Below are 18,920 nucleotides of genomic sequence, written 5' to 3' on the forward strand. Positions count from 1 at the left end.
AAATTAAATTCAAATTAAAACACTTGTTACATGTCTAACTTCTGACATCTAACATCTAATATCTAATCAAAATGGCAAAAGAAATAAAATTCGATATCGAGTCAAGAGACGCTCTAAAAAGAGGAGTTGATGCATTGGCTAATGCAGTAAAAGTAACTTTAGGACCAAAAGGTAGAAACGTAGTAATCGAAAAATCTTTCGGTGCACCTCACGTTACTAAAGATGGTGTTTCTGTAGCAAAAGAAATCGAACTTGAAGACAGAGTAGAAAACATGGGAGCGCAAATGGTAAAAGAAGTTGCTTCCAAAACCAATGATATAGCAGGAGACGGTACTACTACCGCTACTGTTTTGGCACAGGCTATCGTAAGAGAAGGTCTTAAAAACGTAGCTGCTGGTGCAAACCCAATGGACTTGAAAAGAGGAATTGACAAAGCAGTTACTGCTGTTGTTGCTAACCTGAAAGAGCAGTCTAAGCAGGTTGGTGATTCTACAGAAATGGTGAAGCAGGTAGCTTCAGTTTCTGCAAACAACGACGAAACAATCGGATCTCTGATCGCTGAAGCTTTCGGAAAAGTAGGTAAAGAAGGTGTAATCACTGTAGAAGAAGCTAAAGGTATCGATACAACAGTAGATGTTGTAGAAGGTATGCAGTTTGACAGAGGTTACCAGTCTCCATATTTCGTGACGAACCCTGAGAAAATGACAGTTGAATTGGAAAACCCATACATTCTTTTAGTTGAGAAAAAAATCTCTTCCATGAAAGAATTGCTTCCAGTTCTTGAGCCCATTGCACAAAGCGGAAAATCTTTATTGATTATTTCTGAGGAAGTTGAAGGTGAAGCTTTGGCAACTTTGGTAGTAAACAAACTAAGAGGTTCTCTTAAAATTGCTGCGGTAAAAGCTCCGGGATTCGGTGACAGAAGAAAAGCAATGTTGGAAGATATCGCTATCTTAACTGGTGGTCAGGTAATTTCTGAAGAGCAAGGTTTCACAATGGAAAATGTATCTCTTGATATGTTGGGAACTGCTGAAAAAGTATCTATCGACAAAGACAACACAACAATCGTAAACGGTGGGGGTGAAGAAAGCAAGATCAAAGGTAGAGTAAACCAGATCAAAGCTCAGATGGAAACTACTACTTCTGACTACGACAGAGAAAAACTACAGGAGAGATTGGCTAAATTAGCTGGTGGTGTTGCAGTACTATACGTAGGTGCAGCTTCTGAAGTTGAAATGAAAGAGAAAAAAGACAGAGTTGACGATGCATTGAACGCTACGAGAGCAGCGGTTGAAGAAGGTATCGTTGCAGGTGGTGGTGTTGCTTTTGTAAGAGCAATCTCTGCTTTGGCTAACCTTGAAGGAATCAATGCTGATGAAACTACTGGTATCAGAATCGTGAAAAGAGCGATCGAAGAGCCATTAAGACAAATCGTTGCTAACGCAGGAGGTGAAGGTTCTGTAATCGTAGCTAAAGTTGCTGAAGGCAGCGGAGACTTCGGATACAACGCTAAAACTGACGAGTATGTAAACATGCTTGAAGCAGGAATCATCGACCCTACGAAAGTAACAAGAGTTGCCCTTGAAAACGCAGCTTCAGTTTCTGGAATGCTATTAACAACTGAGTGTGTCATCACTGAAATTAAGAGCGCAGAACCTGCTATGCCAATGGGTGGTGGAATGCCAGGAATGATGTAACAGTGTGTCGCTGAGACAATATAAATTTAAAACCGTTCAGATTTTTCTGGGCGGTTTTTTTATGAAAAAAAAGATGCAAAATATAATTTTTCAAACACACTTTTAAAGCTAGCATTTAAAGAACTTGGATGGACAAACACTGATAATTTTCATATTGAGAACCCTGCTGATAATACTATTAATGAAAAATTTTCAAATTATATTTGGATAGAAAATACTGACACAATAAAAGATAAGAAAAAAATAGTTTTTTCAAAAGATGCTATTAAACCCTTAATAGAATTAATAAATGATAAAAATAATCATGTTAAATATTTTAAAAGAGATTTACATCAAAAGCATTAACTTCAGATTTTGCAGATTTCCAATCCGTGACTTTTCCCTATATTTATACCATATTTTTCTACACGGAAAATCAATTCAACCAAACCTCAACGCCATTGAAAACAAAATTATTCCCGATGTCGAGAATTTATAATCCGTGACTTTTTCCTATTTTTAAAATCCGATTTCCGAAAAAAGCTTTGGACGAAAGTGTTACTGAGTTAAAAAATGAGAAAATAAAAGTCCCTGAAAACATTGAAGGCTACACTTGTTGAGGAATAATTTCAAACACTAAAAATGATCTCGTATTGAGAATAATATAACAGCATTTTTTATTCCCTTACTTTTAATTATATTTGCTTCTATAATTCACAAATATGCAAAACAAAAAAGCACATCAGGGCAGAAATATAAAGCGTTTCCGTGAAATGTTAGGCATTAAGCAGGAAGCACTGGCTTTTGATTTAGGAGAAGATTGGAATCAAAAGAAAATTTCTCTTTTAGAACAGAAAGAAACTGTTGAAGTAGATATTTTAGAAAGAATTTCTGAAATTTTAAAAATCCCTGTAGAAGCGATTGAAAACTTGGACGAAGAACAAGCTGTCAATATAATTGCCAATACATTTCATGATTCAAATGCTTTTGCATACACCGCAAATATTAACCCTGTTTTTAATCCATTAGATCAAGTTTTAGAACTTCATAAAGAGAAAATGGAATTGTACGAAAGAATGCTGAAAGAAAAAGATGACATGATGGCGAAACTGGAGCAACTAATACAAAAATAAGGTTACTTATTACTTCGTAGTTGTAGTATAGATAAAGGCACTTTAAAGGCAGGATAGTGCCACTTAATGCCACTCAATTATGTTAAATCCCCGATGTCGCAGATTTCCAATCCGTGACTTTTCCCTATATTTAAAACATAATTTTTTGCACAGAAAATCATTTAAACCAAACCTCAACGCCATTGAAAACAAAATTATTACTCCTTTCATTTTTCGGTTTATGTTTACCTAAATTTTAAACATCTTGCGGATATGTCTGTTCGCAGAGGAGCGGTAACCAGTACCATTGCAGGTGACAATATCTATGTGAGCAATGGGTATAAAGATGCGGATGGTCATGCTACTATTATTGAGAAATACAGCATTAAAGATAACCGTTGGAGTATAACCCGATTTTTTCAACGATGACTTCATAATTTGTTGAACACTACGCTGAGAGTACTTCTCATTTTCAGAACCTTCAAATAAATATTTTTTTGGGTTATAGATTTTGTAATACTGCCTCAGCAGCTCAATAAGTTTTTGGGAGAGCATCACCACTCTATCCTTACTTCCTTTGACTATCGGATTAACAAAATATTCTGATCTGTTTTGATATCAGACATTTTAAGTTCCAATATCTCACCCAGTCTGAGACCACATGCATATATGGTTGTAAGAATTGCCTTATGTTTTATGTTGGAATTAGAATCTAAAATCTTTTTCACCTCCATTTTAGTTAAAAATTTTGGTAATTTATTTTCACTTCTTTGAGGATAAAGATGTTTTAGATTAACTGTTCTCTGAAAAGTTTCATGATAAAACTTCACGATTGTAGCGATCATTGCTTTTTGATAAGATAATCCTACTTTCTTTTTTTCAACGAGCCAAATAATAAATTCTTCCAACTGTTTTTGTGTAATATCTTCAGGTTGATACTTGGTAGAAAGTTTCAAAAAATAAGATAAATGGGAGGTATAGGTTTTAATACTGCTTTTTGCATATCGTTGAAGATGCAATATCGTAGCGAAATCTTCTACATATTTATTTTTCATCCTGAAGGTCTTATGCGTTTATCCCAAATATAAACAAAATAATTCACTCATTTACAAACAGATAACAAAAATCAACACATCATTAGCGCAATTATATATGTTTTATATTAGCGCAATGCGTAAATTCGGGTGTTGGCAGTAAGTTTAGTGCGACACCATACGACAATTAAAAATGTTAGACAAACTTTTTAAAATCTTTAAATCAAAAACACCTACTCAGACAATGTATCCTGAGTTGGACAAAGTTGGTGGACTTCAAAAGGCAATAAATATTGAATTTGAAAAACTCAATTCAACTTTGAGAGTTTCACAAGACAGTGAGTTGGGCAAAATTCCATTGACATATGCAAGAATTGAAAATGAACAAAAATTTTCACAGGTATACATTGGTGCAGAAAAAAAAATTTATCTGCCTGACTTTTGGAAAGAAGGAGTTTGTCTTGCACACGGACAAGCTAAAAATATTTCAGAACTTGCACAAGTATTAGATTTTTGGCTTTGCAACGACGTTACAACAAAACAGTTGGCAGACAAATTCTCTTTTGTATCACAAAGCGACAAAGCATTTGCGTTTGACAACAAGAATGAAGTTGAATATACTTGGAATTTAATTTTGCAAGACCAAGACAGATCAGAAATTAACGATTTTGTTAAACTTGCAATCAAGGACAATGTTTTGAATAAATTGTTTCCATTCACAAGTTTGTATACGTTGTGTTTTAGCAGGTGTACAGGTTATCCTTATGACACAGACAATTTACCAAATGTAACGCCAAAACTATTTGAGAACTTCGCCCCAATTCAAGGGAAAAAAAGTAGTTCAGTGCAAGACATTAATAAATTAGAAACTCAATTTGTAGTGACAAAAAATAAATGTGAATATCTTGGCGAAGGAAATGCAGAAGAAGCTCTGAAAATAGTTAAAGCTAATTTACCAGACAATGTACAGTCAGCAAGAAAAGGGACAGCAAACGAATAGAAAACCTACTGCCAACAAGGGTTTTGCAATAGTGGGGCGAAACCGTAAAGTTCAACGGTAGTTCTTCGGTTCAACTTTTGTGCAGAATTGAAGATTTGTGCTTCGATTGCCCCACCATCGCAAAGCCCCGAACCGTTATAGCCAATTTTAGAAACGACGCTTAGAATGATTGTAAAATGTAAAAATTGTTTACCAAAAGAAGGAATTGATATTCCAGATTTTGCTATTTCAGAAAAGAGCAAGTTAATAGAGTTTACAATTCAATCACCTCTTCATACTACTAATTATTTAATTGACAATTTAAAACTTAGCCACAAGGATGCAAAATATATTGTAACTCACATTAACAAAATTTACGGACAATGTAACCGCTGTAAATTTGACCAACTTGACGAAGAGTATATAAGTTGTCCTAAATGTGGAGCATTAAATTTTAACTGGAAAACAGACAATGGAGAAGAAATTTAAATTGTGGCTAGAATTTGAAGAGGTTGACCCGAATAATTGGGACATTGAAAATGAGTTTTGCAATATCCAAGTTGACTTGGATGACGGACGACATTACGGACTGAATGTTTGGACATACAAGTTTTTACAAACCGCAGTTGACGAAGACAAAAAAACAGGACAAAATTTACACGGACTTTATCAAAAGCCTCCCGACTTATTCGTAAAGGAATTGACAAGAGATTGTATTCAACAGACAATTGAAGACTTACTCAAAATTGACGACTTAGACAAAATATTGAACCCAAGTATTTATGACAACAAATGCGACAAATAAAAATCAGATGTCGCGGATTTCCAATCCGTGACTTTTCCCTATATTTAAAACATAATTTTTTGCACAGAAAATCAATTAAACCAAACCTCAACACCATTGAAAACAAAATTATTTCTGCTCTCAATTTTCGGTTTATGTTTAGCCAATGCGCAAACCCTAAATTTTAAACATCTTGCGGATATGTCTATTCGCAGAGGAGCGATAAACAGTGCCATTGTAGATGACAATATTTATGTGAGCAATGGTTATAAAGATGCGGATGGTCATGCTACTATTATTGAGAAATACAGCATTAAAGATAACCGCTGGAGTACAATCAACTCCAGTCTGGTTCCTAAAAGATTTGCCAATTCGGAGACTTACGGTAATAAAATTTATATTTTTAACGGTTGGGGAAACAGCCATCTTGAAATTATAGACCTTGAAACTCATCAAAAAACGAAAGGAGCTGTTAACCGTGCCTACACAGGAAATGCAGGTTCTGCCATCTATAACGGAAAAATATACACGTTCGGCGGAAGTGGGCTAAACAATGCCGCAACTACTGTATTTTCTAACAGATTCCAATATTATGACATTGCTTCAGACACATGGCATCCACTACCGGATATGCCCACTGCCAGAGAAGCAAGGGGCAAAATTGTGAATGATAAGCTTTATGTCATTGGTGGTTTTAACGGTACGTCATCCCGCCTGGTCAATGTGTATGATCTCAAAAAAAATCTTTGGACTGATCAATATACGATGCCTGCTGCAATATCGGGGCATTCATTAGCGGTGTCCGGTAATAAGATTTTTATTGCAGGCGGTTATAATAATCAGAGTTTTCTGGCCTATTTTGATACAGAGACCAATAAGTTGCATAAGTTATCATCCAATATGATTCCCAGACGACATGCTGCTGCCGAAATATATAATGATAAATTATACATCATCGGCGGAAGTACAGCATCCTCAACCAAATCAGCTATTAAAAGTATTCAGGTTGCAGATATCAGCGAAGAAGCACTTTCGGCTAAATAATCTAATGAAGATTTAGATCAAAGTTTATACGAATGCCCACAGAGATGGTTTCATGATGAGCAGTAAAAATAACAGCAATTAATTTGAATACTATATTTCCTTATCAAGTCAATCAATTTCACATGAAGCAAAACTGGTAGTTATAAAAACATTAAATAGTTGTGAACTACTCAATTTTTTATTCTCTCACTTTTAATTATATTTGCTTCTGTAATTCACAAATATGCAAAACAAAAAAGCACATCAGGGTAGAAATATAAAGCGTTTCCGTGAAATGTTAGGTATTAAGTAGGTATCTTTAGCTTTTGATTTAGGAGAAGATTGGAATCAAAAGAAAATTTTACTTCTTGAACAAAAAGAAATAGTGGAAGAGGATGTTGTAGAAAGAATATCTCAGATTTTAAAAATTCCCGTAGAAGCGATTCAAAATATGGATGAGGAGCAGGCAATTAATATTATTGCCAATACTTTTGACAATGGAGCCATTCTCAACGGAATAAATTATAATCCATCATTTCATCCGGTTGATAAGGTGCTTCAACTGCACGAAGAAAAAATTGCTTTGTACGAAAGAATGCTGAAAGAAAAAGATGACATGATGGTAAAACTGGAACAACTGACACAAAAATAAAGTTTCTTCTTACTGCGTAGTTGTATTATAGATAAAGGCACTTTAAAGGCTTGATAGTGCCACTTTAATGCCACTCAATTATGTTAAATCAACACTCTTATTCATCAAAAATTAACCGTTTCAGGGTTTTATACTTTATCAATAGTAACATTCTGTAAGATAAATTTAAAGTTAAAAATTTTGCTAAACCCCAACTTCAAGCCTGTACCCTTTCCCACGGATCACAACAATCTTAATATTCGGATCGATTTCCAGTTTCTTTCTGAGTTTTGAGATAAACATATCGAGACTTCGACCAACAATGACACCGTCATCTTCCCAGATTTCCTTTTGCAGTCGGCTTCTCTCAATGATTTCGTTGGGAGATGATGCGAAAATAAGCAATACACGGCTTTCGGTTGTGGTGAGGTCTGTTGTGAGGTCGTTGATGATGAGTTTCCTGTTTTTTGCGTCAAACGATACGGAGCCTAATGTGAACAAATCACTTTGCTGAGTTTCGGGTACAACTTTTCGTTGCTTTGTAGATTTATATCTAAAAAAAATAAAACCGATAAAAGCTAAAAATGAAAAGCCACTCACGAGATAGGCGCTTTTTGCTGTGCTGATCCCTGATGGTTTGAATTTGATGTTAAGTAAGTAACATGCCTTCGGTTGTTTCCTTCCTATACAGGCAACGATATCATCTTTTTTATTCTTTGATATCGAATATCCATACGCTACACTGGAGTTACCACAGTTGAGAACATTCACAATATAATCGCTTGCGAGAGGATCTTTTGCCAACACCCGCTTCGTAAGATTTACCAGCGAGTCAGGTTGGAAACTTAGCTCATTCTCAAAACTGATCTCATATTCATTTTCCGAAATTTTCTTTACCGGAGGCACTCTTGATGAACGATCACCCGATTGTAAAAGTAACTCATGTCCTATTCTGCGAAGTAACACTTCCCTTTTGGCAAACTCAAAGTCGTCCTTATCCTTTGTACTGAAACCCGCACAGATGACAAAGATCAATGAGAGCAACATACACATAAAAAGGTATTTGCGCTTTCCTGAGAAGAGATTTTGACTAAGATGCATATTGTCAAGTTATTATTTACAAAGTTTACAATTTTATTTACAATCTAAATCCCAAAATCAGATAAATATCAAAGTATTTTCGCTTAATCAACTTTGACAGCATATAAAAAATCATAGTATGTCTAATCAGATTTGAGTTATTAAAAGAATCTAAATTTAATTTAAAAAATTATGAAAAAAGTAATTTATGTAATGATGTTACCACTGATTGTGGTGAGTGGACTCGTATTCGCCAATCGCGAAATAAAGAATGAAGTTAATAAGAAGCATACCCAAAAGCAATTATCCGCTGCTGAAAAGACAGCTGCAATGAAAAAATGGGAGGCTACTCCTGCCGGTATTAAGTTCAAACAATGGGAAGCGTCTTCCCGAGGTAAAAAAGTGTATGCCGCTGAAGCTAAAATCTGGAAGCACATTACCGAGTACACCAACATGGAGGCAGTCATAACCTCTCTTACCCTTCCGCCGGGCTCAAGATTAGGTTTAGGAGTGATGGTCAGAATTAATGGTGACGATTATATTGTAACATTTGATGCAACAGAATCTCAGCTTGCGCAATTGCGAAGTCTTAAGGTAAATGACAAAATAATGATCAAAAGCCGTTACGTATCGCATGCGCCAAAGTATGAATTTCCAATTATTTCCTGCGGATCTTTAGAAAGAGACAGCAAAGTTATTTTTAAACGTGTTCCCCGCACAGGTGGCTGCTGAGTAAATATTAACCTTGTCAAGATTTTAAACCTTGACAAGGTTAATTTAATACTCAAATATTTGAATGGCTGACTGAAGTTAATTCAATTTTAAAATCAAAGCAATTTAACTCTACCATTCAGGATTTTCTTGCCCGATTACCAAGATGTATGTATTATTGTAAAAAATATAACCATGCACATTCAGATTTCACAGGATTTTAGAAAAAAGACCAAGGCAGCGGTTTCTTCTATTGTCACTTTTGTTTTTGTCTACATTCTTATTTTTATTTTCACCATCGCTTTGGCTTTAGCGTGTATCGGTGGCGGAATCTGGCTCATTGCAGCAAAGCCTATGTTTCTGACTTTAATGGTTGGTGCAGGTTTAGCAGGAACAGGAATTTTTGTGTTCTTTTTTATCATTAAATTTTTATTTAAAAAGCACATCAACGACAGAAGTGATCTAACCGAAATCAAGAGATCAGACGAACCTGAACTTTTTAAAATGATTGATGACATCGTAAAAGAAGCCGAAACCAACTTCCCGAAAAAAGTATACCTGTCAAACGATGTCAACGCAAGTGTATTCTATGATTCAAGTTTTTGGAGTATGTTTTTTCCCATTCAGAAAAATCTAACAATCGGAGTCGGTCTTATCAACACTACAACAAAACAGGAACTGAAAGCGATACTTTCTCACGAATTCGGGCATTTCTCGCAGCGTTCCATGAAGGTGGGAAGCTATGTCTATAATGTGAATCAGATTATTTTTAATTTGGTCAATGATGATGAATCATATCGAAATTCTGTTGAAAAGTTCGCTAGTTTCAGCGGCTATTTTTCAATTTTTGCATCGCTGGCCATTTTCTTTACTTCAAAAATACAATGGGTGCTTGCGAAGATGTATTCTTACGTCAATATACGTCACATGGCACTTTCCAGAGAAATGGAATTTCATGCAGACGAGGTTGCCGCCAATATTGCAGGATCGATTTCTTTGGAAGAATCGCTTTTGAGACTAGAACTGGCCAATAATTCTTATCATAATGTGCTTAATTTTTATGAAGCGAGAATTTCAAAAAACCAATCGAGTAGAAATATCTACAGAGAACAGTTTTTTGTGATGAATTTTCTTGCCGAGCAAAACGAACTAGAAATGAAATACGATCTTCCACATGTGAAACTTACAGAGTCAGGCTTGTTCAACAAATCAAAACTGAATATAGAAAATCAATGGGCATCGCATCCTTCCACAGAAGACCGCGTAGCAAAACTAAGACAGCTTAATATTACAAAAGAAGTCGACAATCAACCTGCAAAAGATCTATTTAAAGATTTCGCAAAAACAGAAGAAAAACTGACAGCCAAACTTTTCTCCAACATAAAATACGAACGTGGAAGAAAAGATTTAGAATTCGAAACTTTTAAATCTGAATTTGAAACACAGTATCAGAGAGATTCTTTTGATAAAATTTTTAATAACTACTACGATAACAAAAATCCAAATCCTGAAATTCAGGAGAACGTTCTGTCTGAAAATATTCAGTTTGAAAACCTTTACGACAATGAAAAAGTAGAACTTGTATACACTTTAATCGCTTTGGAAAGTGATAAAAAAACCATCGAAGCGGTTGCCAATAAAGAATTTATTTTAAAAACATTCGACTACGACGGAAAAAAATATAAAGCTGCTGAAGCCAAAAAACTGATTCCGAAAATTGATCAGTCAATTGTAGAAATAAAAGATCAAATCATAAAAAATGATTCTGATATTTACAATTACTTTCTGAAAACAGCTGACATCCAAAATAGGAAATCAGAATTTGTGAGTCTTTATCAATCATTTTCAGATTACGATAAGCTTTATGAAGAAAAATACAAGCTGTACATTGATCTCGTAAATGCTACTGCTTTTATCAGTGCCCGAACTCCTTTTGAGCAGATCAGACATAATTTTATAACGCTTAAATCTTTGGAAGACCAATTAAAACAGGAAATGAGATTTCATCTTCAAAATCTACACCTCACCTCCGAATTGAGTGAGAAAGATATAAAAGATTTGAAAGATTACATTGAGAAAGAGCACATCTATTTCCGTAATGAAGAATATTTTGAAGCCAATCTGCGACTGCTGATGAACGCAATCAATACTTTACCTTATCTTCTTCACAGAAAATATTTTTTAGTTAAAAAAGAAGTACTATCACTGATGAACAATCTTGAAGAGCGTCGGCGTGTAGAAAAATTCTCCTAGTTAGAGTACCAACCGTTTTGTTTTTACAGAACGGTTTTTTTGTTATTTTTACTAAAGATTCTTACAAAGTATGATAATTATTTAAATGAATTAAAACAATGAGCGCAGAACAAATCCCAATCTACTACCACGGTACAAAAGCAGATTTAAAAACTGGTGACCTCATCGAAGTAGGCTTTGTATCAAATTACGGAACAAAAAGAAAATCAAAGTACATTTATCTTTCCGCCACTTTGGATGCGGCAACTTGGGGCGCAGAATTGGCTTTCGGAGACGGGAAAGAAAGAATCTACATCGTAGAACCGACAGGGAAAATAGAAGACGATCCTAACGTAACAGATAAAAAGTTTCCGGGAAATCCTACAAAATCCTACCGTTCGCAATATGCTTTCAAAGTCGTTGGAGAAGTTACAGATTGGGAAGGTCATTCCCCTGAACAGCTTAAAATGATGAAAGATCATTTGGAAAAGCTGAAAGAGCAAGGCATTGAAGCGATTGAAGATTAATTTAGAGATACATTTGGTATGAAATCCTTACTTATTTTTGTACACTGCCTCCTGCTCACAGCAAGTTTTCACCCCAGAGTATCGCAATAGTATTTCATCAAGATATTGTCTATACACAAAGCAAGAGATGAGATCTTTTAATAGGTATGAAAAATGTAACAAGTCAGATAAGGCTTTCAGTACGTGAAATAGAGAATGCATGAAATCGGACCATTTTAGAAGTATTTAATTATAAAATTGAGCTTGCGTAAAGAGGAAGATACTTTTTGACTAAGTAATAATGAACTCAAATCATTAGAAAATCATTCTGAAGAAAATTTTTCCCAAAAAATTTCTGTAAAAACTAATAAAATACCTTTTAATGGAAAATAAAAATTTCAACATTTCTTTTTTAGTGGATCAAACGCCAAACGAGGTTTTTAAAGCAATTACTAACGTACGTGGTTGGTGGTCTGAAGCAGCAGAAGGAGATTCAGAAAACCTCAACGACGAATTTACTTACATACATGGTGACATCCATTATTCTAAGCACAGAGTAGTGGAAGTTTTTCTAAACAAAAAGGTTGTATGGTTGACTTTAGACAGCAGATTATCCTTCGTAGAAAAGCAAGATGAATGGAACGGCACCAAGGTCATTTTTGAAATTACAGAACAGGATGGCAAAACCAAATTAGAGGTTACACATGTAGGATTGGTCCCAGAATTTCAATGTTTTGAAGGGTGCTCAAAAGGTTGGACACATTATCTGGAAAACAGCTTAATCCCATTGATAGTAACAGGTACAGGAAATCCTGACCGAAAGGAAAACATGTAAACCTACTACAACTCCAGAAAGTTAACTTATCAGGAACTATCATCTTACCCATTGAAAGGGAACTTTAAATACATAAAAACTCCAAAACAATGCAAAATACAAGAATTTTCACCACATCATTTGTCAGTGTTTATCCCCACTACATCACAAAAGCAGAAAAGAAAGGACGCACAAAAGAGGAAGTACACGAAATCATTTTCTGGCTTACAGGATATGATGAAAAAAGTCTTCAGGAACTGTTGGAAAAAAGAACTGATTTTCAGACTTTCTTCGATGAAGCTCCAAAACTCAACCCCAACGTTTCGTTGATTAAAGGAGTAATCTGTGGTTATCGTGTGGAAGATATTGAAAATGAACTGATGCGAAACATCCGGTATCTTGATAAATTGATCGATGAACTGGCCAAAGGAAAATCAATGGAGAAAATTTTGAGAAAAAGCGAATGATGATGTAAGCATATTCTCTTTTGAATTGGTATAAAAATATTCGCAAAATTTAGTTGAATCACATAATATGAAATCTTTAAATTCTCATAAGTAAAGTAAGTAACCATTCATTAGCTTCTCATTTTAAATATCTAAAACTAACTTCTCTAGCTTAGATGGCAATCTGATCAAAACATCATATTTAAATCATGAAAATATAAATAGCAGAGTACCTCCTACAGCACTTCATTAGATTTTATGAAAATAAAACTCAATCTGACAGGTTATAATTCATAAAAAAGTAAATATCATTAAGTATTTCAAAATATTTTGAGCCGTTTTAAGTTTTTAGAACGGTTTTTGATTAATACAATTGTAATGTAGTGTTGACTTAAATTTCATCTATTTAAACAACATTTCTAGCTTATTTACACCACAAAATATAACACCATGAAAAAAATACTATTACTCCTTTCCTGTATCCTCATTTCAGGAATTAACGCACAAGAAATGCCTCCTAATGTACACACAGTTCCTGAGGATAAAATGAATATCATTAAAACCAATATTACTGGTTATGCGTTCCGAAACATTAATCTTTCTTATGAGAGATCAATCAACAGATGGTTCGCCATAAATATAGGATTCGGAACTGTAGCAGAAGGGAAAGTTCCATTTATGAATGCTTTTTTAAGCGAAGAAGATGAAAAAGATTTTCAGAATCTTAAAATCAAAGCAACCAACTTGACCATAGAGCCTAGATTTTATATCGGTGAAGGCTATGGAAAGGGATTTTACTTCGCTCCCTACTATCGTTACTCAAAAGTTTCCACCAATACGTTTGACTACACTTATGATTACAGTGCTTTTGGAACGACCTTACCCATTCCAATGAAAGGTTTGGGAGATGCAAAAGGAAACAGCGGCGGACTCATGGTTGGTGCACAGTTTTTCCTCAACAAGCAGCATAGTTTTGTGTTAGACTTTTGGATTGCCGGGGCACACTATGGCTCAGGGAAAGGAGACTTCAGTTTAATGAGCGATATTTTTCTCACTCCAGAGATGCAGGCTGAGCTAAAAAGGGAGATTGAAAATTTAGATATTCCCTTTGTAAATTATACTGTAGAAACCAATTCAAATGGTGCAAAAATAAAGGTAGATGGACCGTGGGCAGGTTTTAGAAGCGGATTCTCATTGGGATACAGATTTTAATGCATCTTGAAATAAAAAATACCGTTCATAAAGTATGAACGGTATTTTTTTTATTTGTAAGCATCTTTAAATTTTTCAATAAGATGGTCAAGAGTATGGCGTTGTACGTAAACTGTTCTCACATCATCATAACGTGGGGATCTGTAAAAGACTTCATGGAAATCCATACTTCCATTTCCTACTTTTACCACTTTTTCAACATCAATGTTCAATTTCTTGAGTTCTTCTCTTAAGACTTGAAATTCGTCTTGGATATTATTCATCTTTATATTTTGGTTTAAGTTAAAAAATCATCAACAATTATCAAACTAACCCCTATTAATTTCAACAGATGGTTAAATTTTTAATAAATTTAGTAATTTACTTTGAAATAACCATAGGGTTTTCGATAATTTTTACATTTAATCAAAATAACAATAACTATACCTAACTGTATAGTTATTAATTAAAAGTGAATTCAATATGAACTAAATGTTAACAAACTTAATGCTACAGGCATTTTTCGTTGTAACAAAACCATAATTCCAAGCACTAATAATTAGGAAAAGAATAAGCATGTATAACGCAAACACAAAGTCGATTCTTAATGACTTTTTTAATTTTTTAAAGAAACCCAACGATCAACAGATTCATCTTTCTACTAAAAATAAGTTTTCTTTAATTTTTAAACTTTTAATTTTAGAATTACTCTTTACTTTAATCATTGTTACACCTCTTAATTATCTGATTGACGAATTCATAACGATAAAATCACCAAGTTTAGATTACAAATTCAATACAATATATGCTATCATCGCACTAATGGTTTTGATAGTTCCCTTTGTAGAAGAAATCATGTTCAGGTCTATTTTAAGATATAATTCAATTTTCAGTAAATGGATCGACCGAGAAAAATGGGATCGATATTTTCCTTATCTGGTATACACAATGAGTATTGCATTTGGTCTTGTACACGCCAGCAATTATTATAATGACTCTTTAAGTTTTTATCTCTTATTGCCTTTAATAATTTTAAGCCAGCTTTCCGGCGGATTTGTACTGAGCTACATTCGGGTGAGAATCAATTTTTATTATGGATTCATTTATCATGCTTTATGGAATTTGATTGCTGCTTTAATTATTCCGTCAATTGTACTTTTGATGAGCTGTCCTATCAAAGATCATTCTAAAAACTACAGCTTAGAAATCGATGAGAAAATACTTTTCAATCAAAATGAAATTCAGTCAATCTCAATAGATAGTAGAGATAATAAAGTGTACAAAATTGATGCGGAACAGTTGTTTCTTCAGGACATTCTCGATCAGATTTATGGTGAAGAAAAATATTACGTGGATGAATATTTAATTGATATGGATTTTTCTTCCAAGCAAGGTGTCACCAAAGAAGAATTTAAAAAGATTCTGGAAAAAGAATATGATATTGAATAAATTTTCAAGTTTAAATTTATTCTGTTCTTAAGAAATATCTATTAAAAGTGATTTTTAAATTTAACTCTTAAAACAATCTGCAATCAAATAAGCAAATACATTTTAAACCATGAAAACATTTAATACCCTTCTCGTTTTGATTTCACTTACAATTTCAGGTTCTATTTTTGCACAAAAAGCCGCACAGAATAAATCTGATAATGTTAAAACAAATACAACCAAGAATGAAAGAATTTTACCAAACGAAAATGCTCCTCATTTCATGCAGTTTGGAATCATGTCAAGAAATCATGATGAATTCAGAAAAAAATATGGTATTGCGGTCATTTATCAGAATTGTGTGATCAGCCAATTCCAATCTCAGAAAGCCAGAGAAAACAATCAACTCGTTGCTAAAACTCTCACAGAAAAACATGGAGATACATGGAGAAAAGATCTAGGATTTATTCCTTACGGTATATAATTTAAATTAAATCTTTTCCTCAACTTCAATTTCGTGTCTCAGCTGCGCTTTGTACAAGGTTGAATAATAGCCATTCTTATCCAGAAGTTCAAGATGCTTTCCTTCTTCAACGATCTTACCATGCTCCATAACAATGATTTTGTCGGCTTTCTCTATAGTTGAAAGTCTGTGGGCAATAATGATTGAAGTTCTGTTTTTGGTGATTTTTTCTGTCGCTTTCTGGATTAGTTTTTCACTTTCATGATCAATAGAGGAAGTTGCTTCATCTAAAATCAAAATTTTCGGGTCAGACAAATAGGCTCTTAAGAAAGATAATAACTGTCTTTGACCTAATGAAATAGACGAACCTCTTTCGCTTACTACATATTCATAACCACCGGGAAGACTTTCGATAAAATCATCCACTTCAATTTCTTTTGCGCCGGCTTTTATTTTCTCTAAAGTCACACTGTCATCTCCAAACGCAAGATTCTCAAAAATACTTCCATGGAACAGGAAAACATCCTGCAGAACAACACCGATATGACTTCTCAGATTATACAGCTCGTAATCTTTCAATTCAACGTCATCAATAAAAATTTCTCCGGAATTAATGTCATATAATCTCGTGATCAAACTAATAATCGTTGATTTCCCAGCTCCGGTGGCTCCTACAATAGCTACCGTTTCTCCAGGATTGACTTTAAAATCAATTCCTTTTAAAACTTCCTGCTTATCATCGTATGCGAAACGTACATCTTTGAATTCTATTTTTCCGTGAAAATGGTCTTTAGAAACCTTTCCGTTGTTTGGCATTGCATAATCTTCATCCATAATCCCTAAAACTCTTTCCGCACCTACAATTCCACGTTGAATATTATTGAAACGGTCTGCAATCTGCCTCAAAGGTCGAATCAGCATTGAAATAAACTGAATAAAAGCAATCACGACACCTGCGCTGATGGTAATGTAACCTCCATAAAACAAAACAAAACCGATAAAAAGTGAAGAAATTAATTCAACTACAGGAAAAAAGAGCGAGAAGATAAAAACCGTTCTCAGCAAAGCACTCTTTAGGGTAATATTAATATCGTCAAACTTTTGAAATTCAGCTTTTTGCCTGTTAAACACCTGAATAATAGGCATGCCGGCTAATCTTTCCTGCACAAAAGAGTTTTGGTTGGAAGTCCAGTTTCTTTCATCACCAAAAGCTTTTTTCAGCCTTTTCTGGAAAAACCTTGTAATCACGACCATTAGAGGTAAGATCGCCAACGAGATATAACTCAGATGCACATCCACCTGAAACATCATGAAGAGTACGAAAATAATTCTCAAAACATCTCCAAAAACCATTAAGAAACCATCTGTATAAACGGTAGCAATGGTTTCTACATCCCCCACTGCACGAGTGACCAACTGACCAATTGGGGTTTTATCAAAGAAAGCGGTTTTAAAATAAATCAGCTTATTGTAAAGTCTTTCGCGAATATCTCTGATGACATTCTGAGAAATATAATTAGAAAAATAAACCAAAAAGAAATTTAAAATCGTCTCTGCAAAAACCAACCCTACCAAAACATAAATATGCTTCATCATCAAGGCCTTATCTTTCAGTTTCGTAATATCATTATCTACGATTTGCATGGTAAGATAAGGTCTGTACGTGGAAACTATGGACAGTATAATGGAAATAATTAGGGTAAAAATAAACCACGAACGAAACTTCATACCAATGAAGAAAAGTCTCTTTACTATTGCCCAGGTATCTTGTTTTTTCATGATCGAAATTGACGTAAAGAATTAATTTTAAAAAATTCTCTGCAAAAATAAGACTTTAAAATTTTACAGCCTTTACAACTCCATCAAATAGTCATAGAAAGTTTCTGATCCCTGTTATTTACAGAATAAATTATTGTAGTTTTTCTAACCAGTTTAAAACATATCCCGCAACTTCTTCCCAACCTTTTTCACCGGCAATAAAATGACTTCTTCCTTCAAATTCTTTAAAGTCTACAATACTTTTTTCATCTTTGTACGCATTGGCTATTTTTCTTGAAAATTCTGCAGGGAAAATATGGTCGTTTGAGCCTGCGATAAACAATAACGGTTCATGAGGTTTATTTAAATCTAATTTTGCTGAAGATTTGAAAAGCGGATCTCTTGCCAATTTTCTGCTTTCGGGAGTGGCAACGGTTTCGTACAACGTATCACTTTCAGCTTTAGAATAATTATTAAAAAAAGCTTTGTGATACCATTCTTTTGATCCTAAATATGCTGAGTTTCCTCTGAAGAAATTCACTACAGGCCAAACAATTTTCACAGTAGAAAAAGGAGCCATTACATTTTTTGGTGGTGCACCATCGATACTCACACCCGCAACCGCTTTTCCCATATCAATAAGTTTCTGAACCATCAATCCGCCGAATGAATGACCGATTACAATTGGTTTCTCAGGAAGCGTATTGATGAATGTTACCAAATTTTCTACCGTGTCATCAAAACCAACATTTTTCAGTTCTGAAGGAATATTTTTCTTTAAATCAATTGGATTTCCATCATGTCCGGGATTTGCCGGAGTATGTACCGTGTAACCTTGTGCTTCAAAATAAGTTTTCCAATTTTTCCAGCTTGTATTGTTTACAAATAATCCGTGAATCAATACGATAGTTTTTGTTTTCATAATAAATATTGTTTTAAATTATGAGACAAAGTTGCGCAGATAAACTGAGAATAATTTTAACCTTGGTTAAAATCGTAACAGTAGTTTAAATTTTATTTGAATATTATTTTTAACGCAAAGTGTGCGAAGG

The 18,920-nt window shown here is 34.2% G+C and carries 19 protein-coding genes and 2 pseudogenes; 16 read left to right on the plus strand and 5 right to left on the minus strand.

From position 1 onward, the window contains the following. Positions 1–71 precede the first annotated feature (71 nt). The 3 genes from groL (at position 72) to AR685_RS18280 (ending at position 3,217) form a co-directional block, all read left to right on the plus strand. On the plus strand, positions 72–1,697 hold the full coding sequence (groL, locus tag AR685_RS13615; RefSeq protein WP_047444783.1) for a chaperonin GroEL: 1,626 nt from the start codon (positions 72–74) through the stop codon (positions 1,695–1,697). A gap of 701 nt (positions 1,698–2,398) precedes the next feature. Continuing rightward, positions 2,399–2,809, plus strand: a complete 411-nt coding sequence (locus AR685_RS13625; RefSeq protein WP_047444788.1) for a helix-turn-helix transcriptional regulator — start codon at positions 2,399–2,401, stop codon at positions 2,807–2,809. Between the two features lie 252 nt (positions 2,810–3,061). After that, on the plus strand, positions 3,062–3,217 hold the full coding sequence (locus AR685_RS18280) for a hypothetical protein (protein WP_228376443.1): 156 nt from the start codon (positions 3,062–3,064) through the stop codon (positions 3,215–3,217). A gap of 30 nt (positions 3,218–3,247) precedes the next feature. Here AR685_RS18280 and AR685_RS13630 read toward each other — a convergent pair. Then, positions 3,248–3,843, minus strand: a pseudogene (locus tag AR685_RS13630) (tyrosine-type recombinase/integrase); the annotation flags it as partial. A gap of 172 nt (positions 3,844–4,015) precedes the next feature. Here AR685_RS13630 and AR685_RS13635 point away from each other — a divergent pair. The 5 genes and pseudogenes from AR685_RS13635 (at position 4,016) to AR685_RS13655 (ending at position 7,260) form a co-directional block, all read left to right on the plus strand. Continuing rightward, positions 4,016–4,822, plus strand: coding sequence for a DUF6193 family natural product biosynthesis protein (locus AR685_RS13635; protein WP_047444790.1), 807 nt, complete (start codon positions 4,016–4,018; stop codon positions 4,820–4,822). Between the two features lie 165 nt (positions 4,823–4,987). Then, the gene (locus tag AR685_RS13640; protein ID WP_059124907.1) at positions 4,988–5,290 is read left to right on the plus strand and encodes a hypothetical protein; all 303 of its coding nucleotides are present in this window, start codon (positions 4,988–4,990) and stop codon (positions 5,288–5,290) included. Continuing rightward, a complete protein-coding gene (locus AR685_RS13645; RefSeq protein WP_059124908.1) occupies positions 5,274–5,606 on the plus strand; it encodes a hypothetical protein in 333 nt (110 codons plus the stop codon). Before AR685_RS13640 ends, AR685_RS13645 begins: the two co-directional genes overlap by 17 nt. 96 nt (positions 5,607–5,702) lie before the next feature. Continuing rightward, entirely contained in the window at positions 5,703–6,629 is a 927-nt protein-coding gene (locus AR685_RS13650) for a Kelch repeat-containing protein (protein ID WP_059124909.1), read from the plus strand. A gap of 223 nt (positions 6,630–6,852) precedes the next feature. Next, positions 6,853–7,260, plus strand: a pseudogene (locus tag AR685_RS13655) (XRE family transcriptional regulator). 183 nt (positions 7,261–7,443) lie between these two features. Here AR685_RS13655 and AR685_RS13660 read toward each other — a convergent pair. Next, positions 7,444–8,286 carry a winged helix-turn-helix domain-containing protein gene (locus AR685_RS13660; protein ID WP_228376441.1) on the minus strand — a complete coding sequence of 281 codons (843 nt, stop codon included), beginning with the start codon at positions 8,284–8,286 and terminating at the stop codon, positions 7,444–7,446. A 246-nt stretch (positions 8,287–8,532) separates the two neighbouring features. On the opposite strand from AR685_RS13660, the gene AR685_RS13665 reads away from it, so the two are divergent. The 6 genes from AR685_RS13665 (at position 8,533) to AR685_RS13690 (ending at position 14,240) form a co-directional block, all read left to right on the plus strand. Further along, on the plus strand, positions 8,533–9,051 hold the full coding sequence (locus AR685_RS13665; protein ID WP_228376442.1) for a hypothetical protein: 519 nt from the start codon (positions 8,533–8,535) through the stop codon (positions 9,049–9,051). A gap of 174 nt (positions 9,052–9,225) precedes the next feature. Then, positions 9,226–11,283 (plus strand): M48 family metalloprotease, encoded by a 2,058-nt coding sequence (locus tag AR685_RS13670; protein WP_059124912.1) that lies wholly within the window; start codon positions 9,226–9,228, stop codon positions 11,281–11,283. Between the two features lie 98 nt (positions 11,284–11,381). Further along, positions 11,382–11,789 (plus strand): NAD(+)--rifampin ADP-ribosyltransferase, encoded by a 408-nt coding sequence (gene arr / locus AR685_RS13675; protein ID WP_047444807.1) that lies wholly within the window; start codon positions 11,382–11,384, stop codon positions 11,787–11,789. Positions 11,790–12,150: 361 nt separating this feature from the next. Then, the gene (locus AR685_RS13680; protein WP_059124913.1) at positions 12,151–12,603 is read left to right on the plus strand and encodes an SRPBCC domain-containing protein; all 453 of its coding nucleotides are present in this window, start codon (positions 12,151–12,153) and stop codon (positions 12,601–12,603) included. Between the two features lie 89 nt (positions 12,604–12,692). Next, entirely contained in the window at positions 12,693–13,049 is a 357-nt protein-coding gene (locus tag AR685_RS13685; RefSeq protein ID WP_047444811.1) for a DUF2200 domain-containing protein, read from the plus strand. Positions 13,050–13,478: 429 nt separating this feature from the next. After that, entirely contained in the window at positions 13,479–14,240 is a 762-nt protein-coding gene (locus tag AR685_RS13690) for a DUF3575 domain-containing protein (RefSeq protein ID WP_059124914.1), read from the plus strand. Between the two features lie 50 nt (positions 14,241–14,290). Here the strand turns inward: AR685_RS13690 and AR685_RS13695 are convergent, their stop codons facing one another. Next, entirely contained in the window at positions 14,291–14,503 is a 213-nt protein-coding gene (locus AR685_RS13695; RefSeq protein ID WP_047444816.1) for a hypothetical protein, read from the minus strand. Between the two features lie 292 nt (positions 14,504–14,795). Here AR685_RS13695 and AR685_RS13700 point away from each other — a divergent pair, with 292 nt between their 5' ends. Continuing rightward, complete coding sequence (locus tag AR685_RS13700) at positions 14,796–15,668, plus strand: CPBP family intramembrane glutamic endopeptidase (protein WP_047444818.1); 873 nt, start codon at positions 14,796–14,798, stop codon at positions 15,666–15,668. Between the two features lie 109 nt (positions 15,669–15,777). Then, positions 15,778–16,131: a hypothetical protein gene (locus AR685_RS13705; protein WP_047444821.1), complete on the plus strand. Its 354-nt coding sequence runs from the start codon at positions 15,778–15,780 to the stop codon at positions 16,129–16,131. 6 nt (positions 16,132–16,137) lie between these two features. On the opposite strand, the gene AR685_RS13710 is transcribed toward AR685_RS13705, so the two are convergent. Beyond that, complete coding sequence (locus AR685_RS13710) at positions 16,138–17,889, minus strand: ABC transporter ATP-binding protein (RefSeq protein ID WP_047444823.1); 1,752 nt, start codon at positions 17,887–17,889, stop codon at positions 16,138–16,140. 130 nt (positions 17,890–18,019) lie between these two features. After that, on the minus strand, positions 18,020–18,790 hold the full coding sequence (locus AR685_RS13715; protein WP_047444826.1) for an alpha/beta hydrolase: 771 nt from the start codon (positions 18,788–18,790) through the stop codon (positions 18,020–18,022). Positions 18,791–18,920 lie beyond the last annotated feature (130 nt).

Source organism: Chryseobacterium sp. JAH (genome assembly GCF_001507335.1).
In the GTDB taxonomy this organism is placed as follows: domain Bacteria; phylum Bacteroidota; class Bacteroidia; order Flavobacteriales; family Weeksellaceae; genus Chryseobacterium.

Coding starts and splice junctions, on each gene's coding strand:
- AR685_RS13640 (WP_059124907.1), top strand. CDS start 4,988: ATGATTGTAAAATGTAAAAATTGTTTACCAAAAGAAGGAATTGATATT.
- AR685_RS13695 (WP_047444816.1), bottom strand. CDS start 14,503: ATGAATAATATCCAAGACGAATTTCAAGTCTTAAGAGAAGAACTCAAG.
- AR685_RS13635 (WP_047444790.1), top strand. CDS start 4,016: ATGTTAGACAAACTTTTTAAAATCTTTAAATCAAAAACACCTACTCAG.
- AR685_RS13665 (WP_228376442.1), top strand. CDS start 8,533: ATGATGTTACCACTGATTGTGGTGAGTGGACTCGTATTCGCCAATCGC.
- AR685_RS13705 (WP_047444821.1), top strand. CDS start 15,778: ATGAAAACATTTAATACCCTTCTCGTTTTGATTTCACTTACAATTTCA.
- AR685_RS13625 (WP_047444788.1), top strand. CDS start 2,399: ATGCAAAACAAAAAAGCACATCAGGGCAGAAATATAAAGCGTTTCCGT.
- AR685_RS13690 (WP_059124914.1), top strand. CDS start 13,479: ATGAAAAAAATACTATTACTCCTTTCCTGTATCCTCATTTCAGGAATT.
- AR685_RS18280 (WP_228376443.1), top strand. CDS start 3,062: ATGTCTGTTCGCAGAGGAGCGGTAACCAGTACCATTGCAGGTGACAAT.
- arr (WP_047444807.1), top strand. CDS start 11,382: ATGAGCGCAGAACAAATCCCAATCTACTACCACGGTACAAAAGCAGAT.
- AR685_RS13680 (WP_059124913.1), top strand. CDS start 12,151: ATGGAAAATAAAAATTTCAACATTTCTTTTTTAGTGGATCAAACGCCA.
- AR685_RS13660 (WP_228376441.1), bottom strand. CDS start 8,286: ATGTTGCTCTCATTGATCTTTGTCATCTGTGCGGGTTTCAGTACAAAG.
- groL (WP_047444783.1), top strand. CDS start 72: ATGGCAAAAGAAATAAAATTCGATATCGAGTCAAGAGACGCTCTAAAA.
- AR685_RS13670 (WP_059124912.1), top strand. CDS start 9,226: ATGCACATTCAGATTTCACAGGATTTTAGAAAAAAGACCAAGGCAGCG.
- AR685_RS13715 (WP_047444826.1), bottom strand. CDS start 18,790: ATGAAAACAAAAACTATCGTATTGATTCACGGATTATTTGTAAACAAT.
- AR685_RS13710 (WP_047444823.1), bottom strand. CDS start 17,889: ATGAAAAAACAAGATACCTGGGCAATAGTAAAGAGACTTTTCTTCATT.
- AR685_RS13685 (WP_047444811.1), top strand. CDS start 12,693: ATGCAAAATACAAGAATTTTCACCACATCATTTGTCAGTGTTTATCCC.
- AR685_RS13645 (WP_059124908.1), top strand. CDS start 5,274: ATGGAGAAGAAATTTAAATTGTGGCTAGAATTTGAAGAGGTTGACCCG.
- AR685_RS13700 (WP_047444818.1), top strand. CDS start 14,796: ATGTATAACGCAAACACAAAGTCGATTCTTAATGACTTTTTTAATTTT.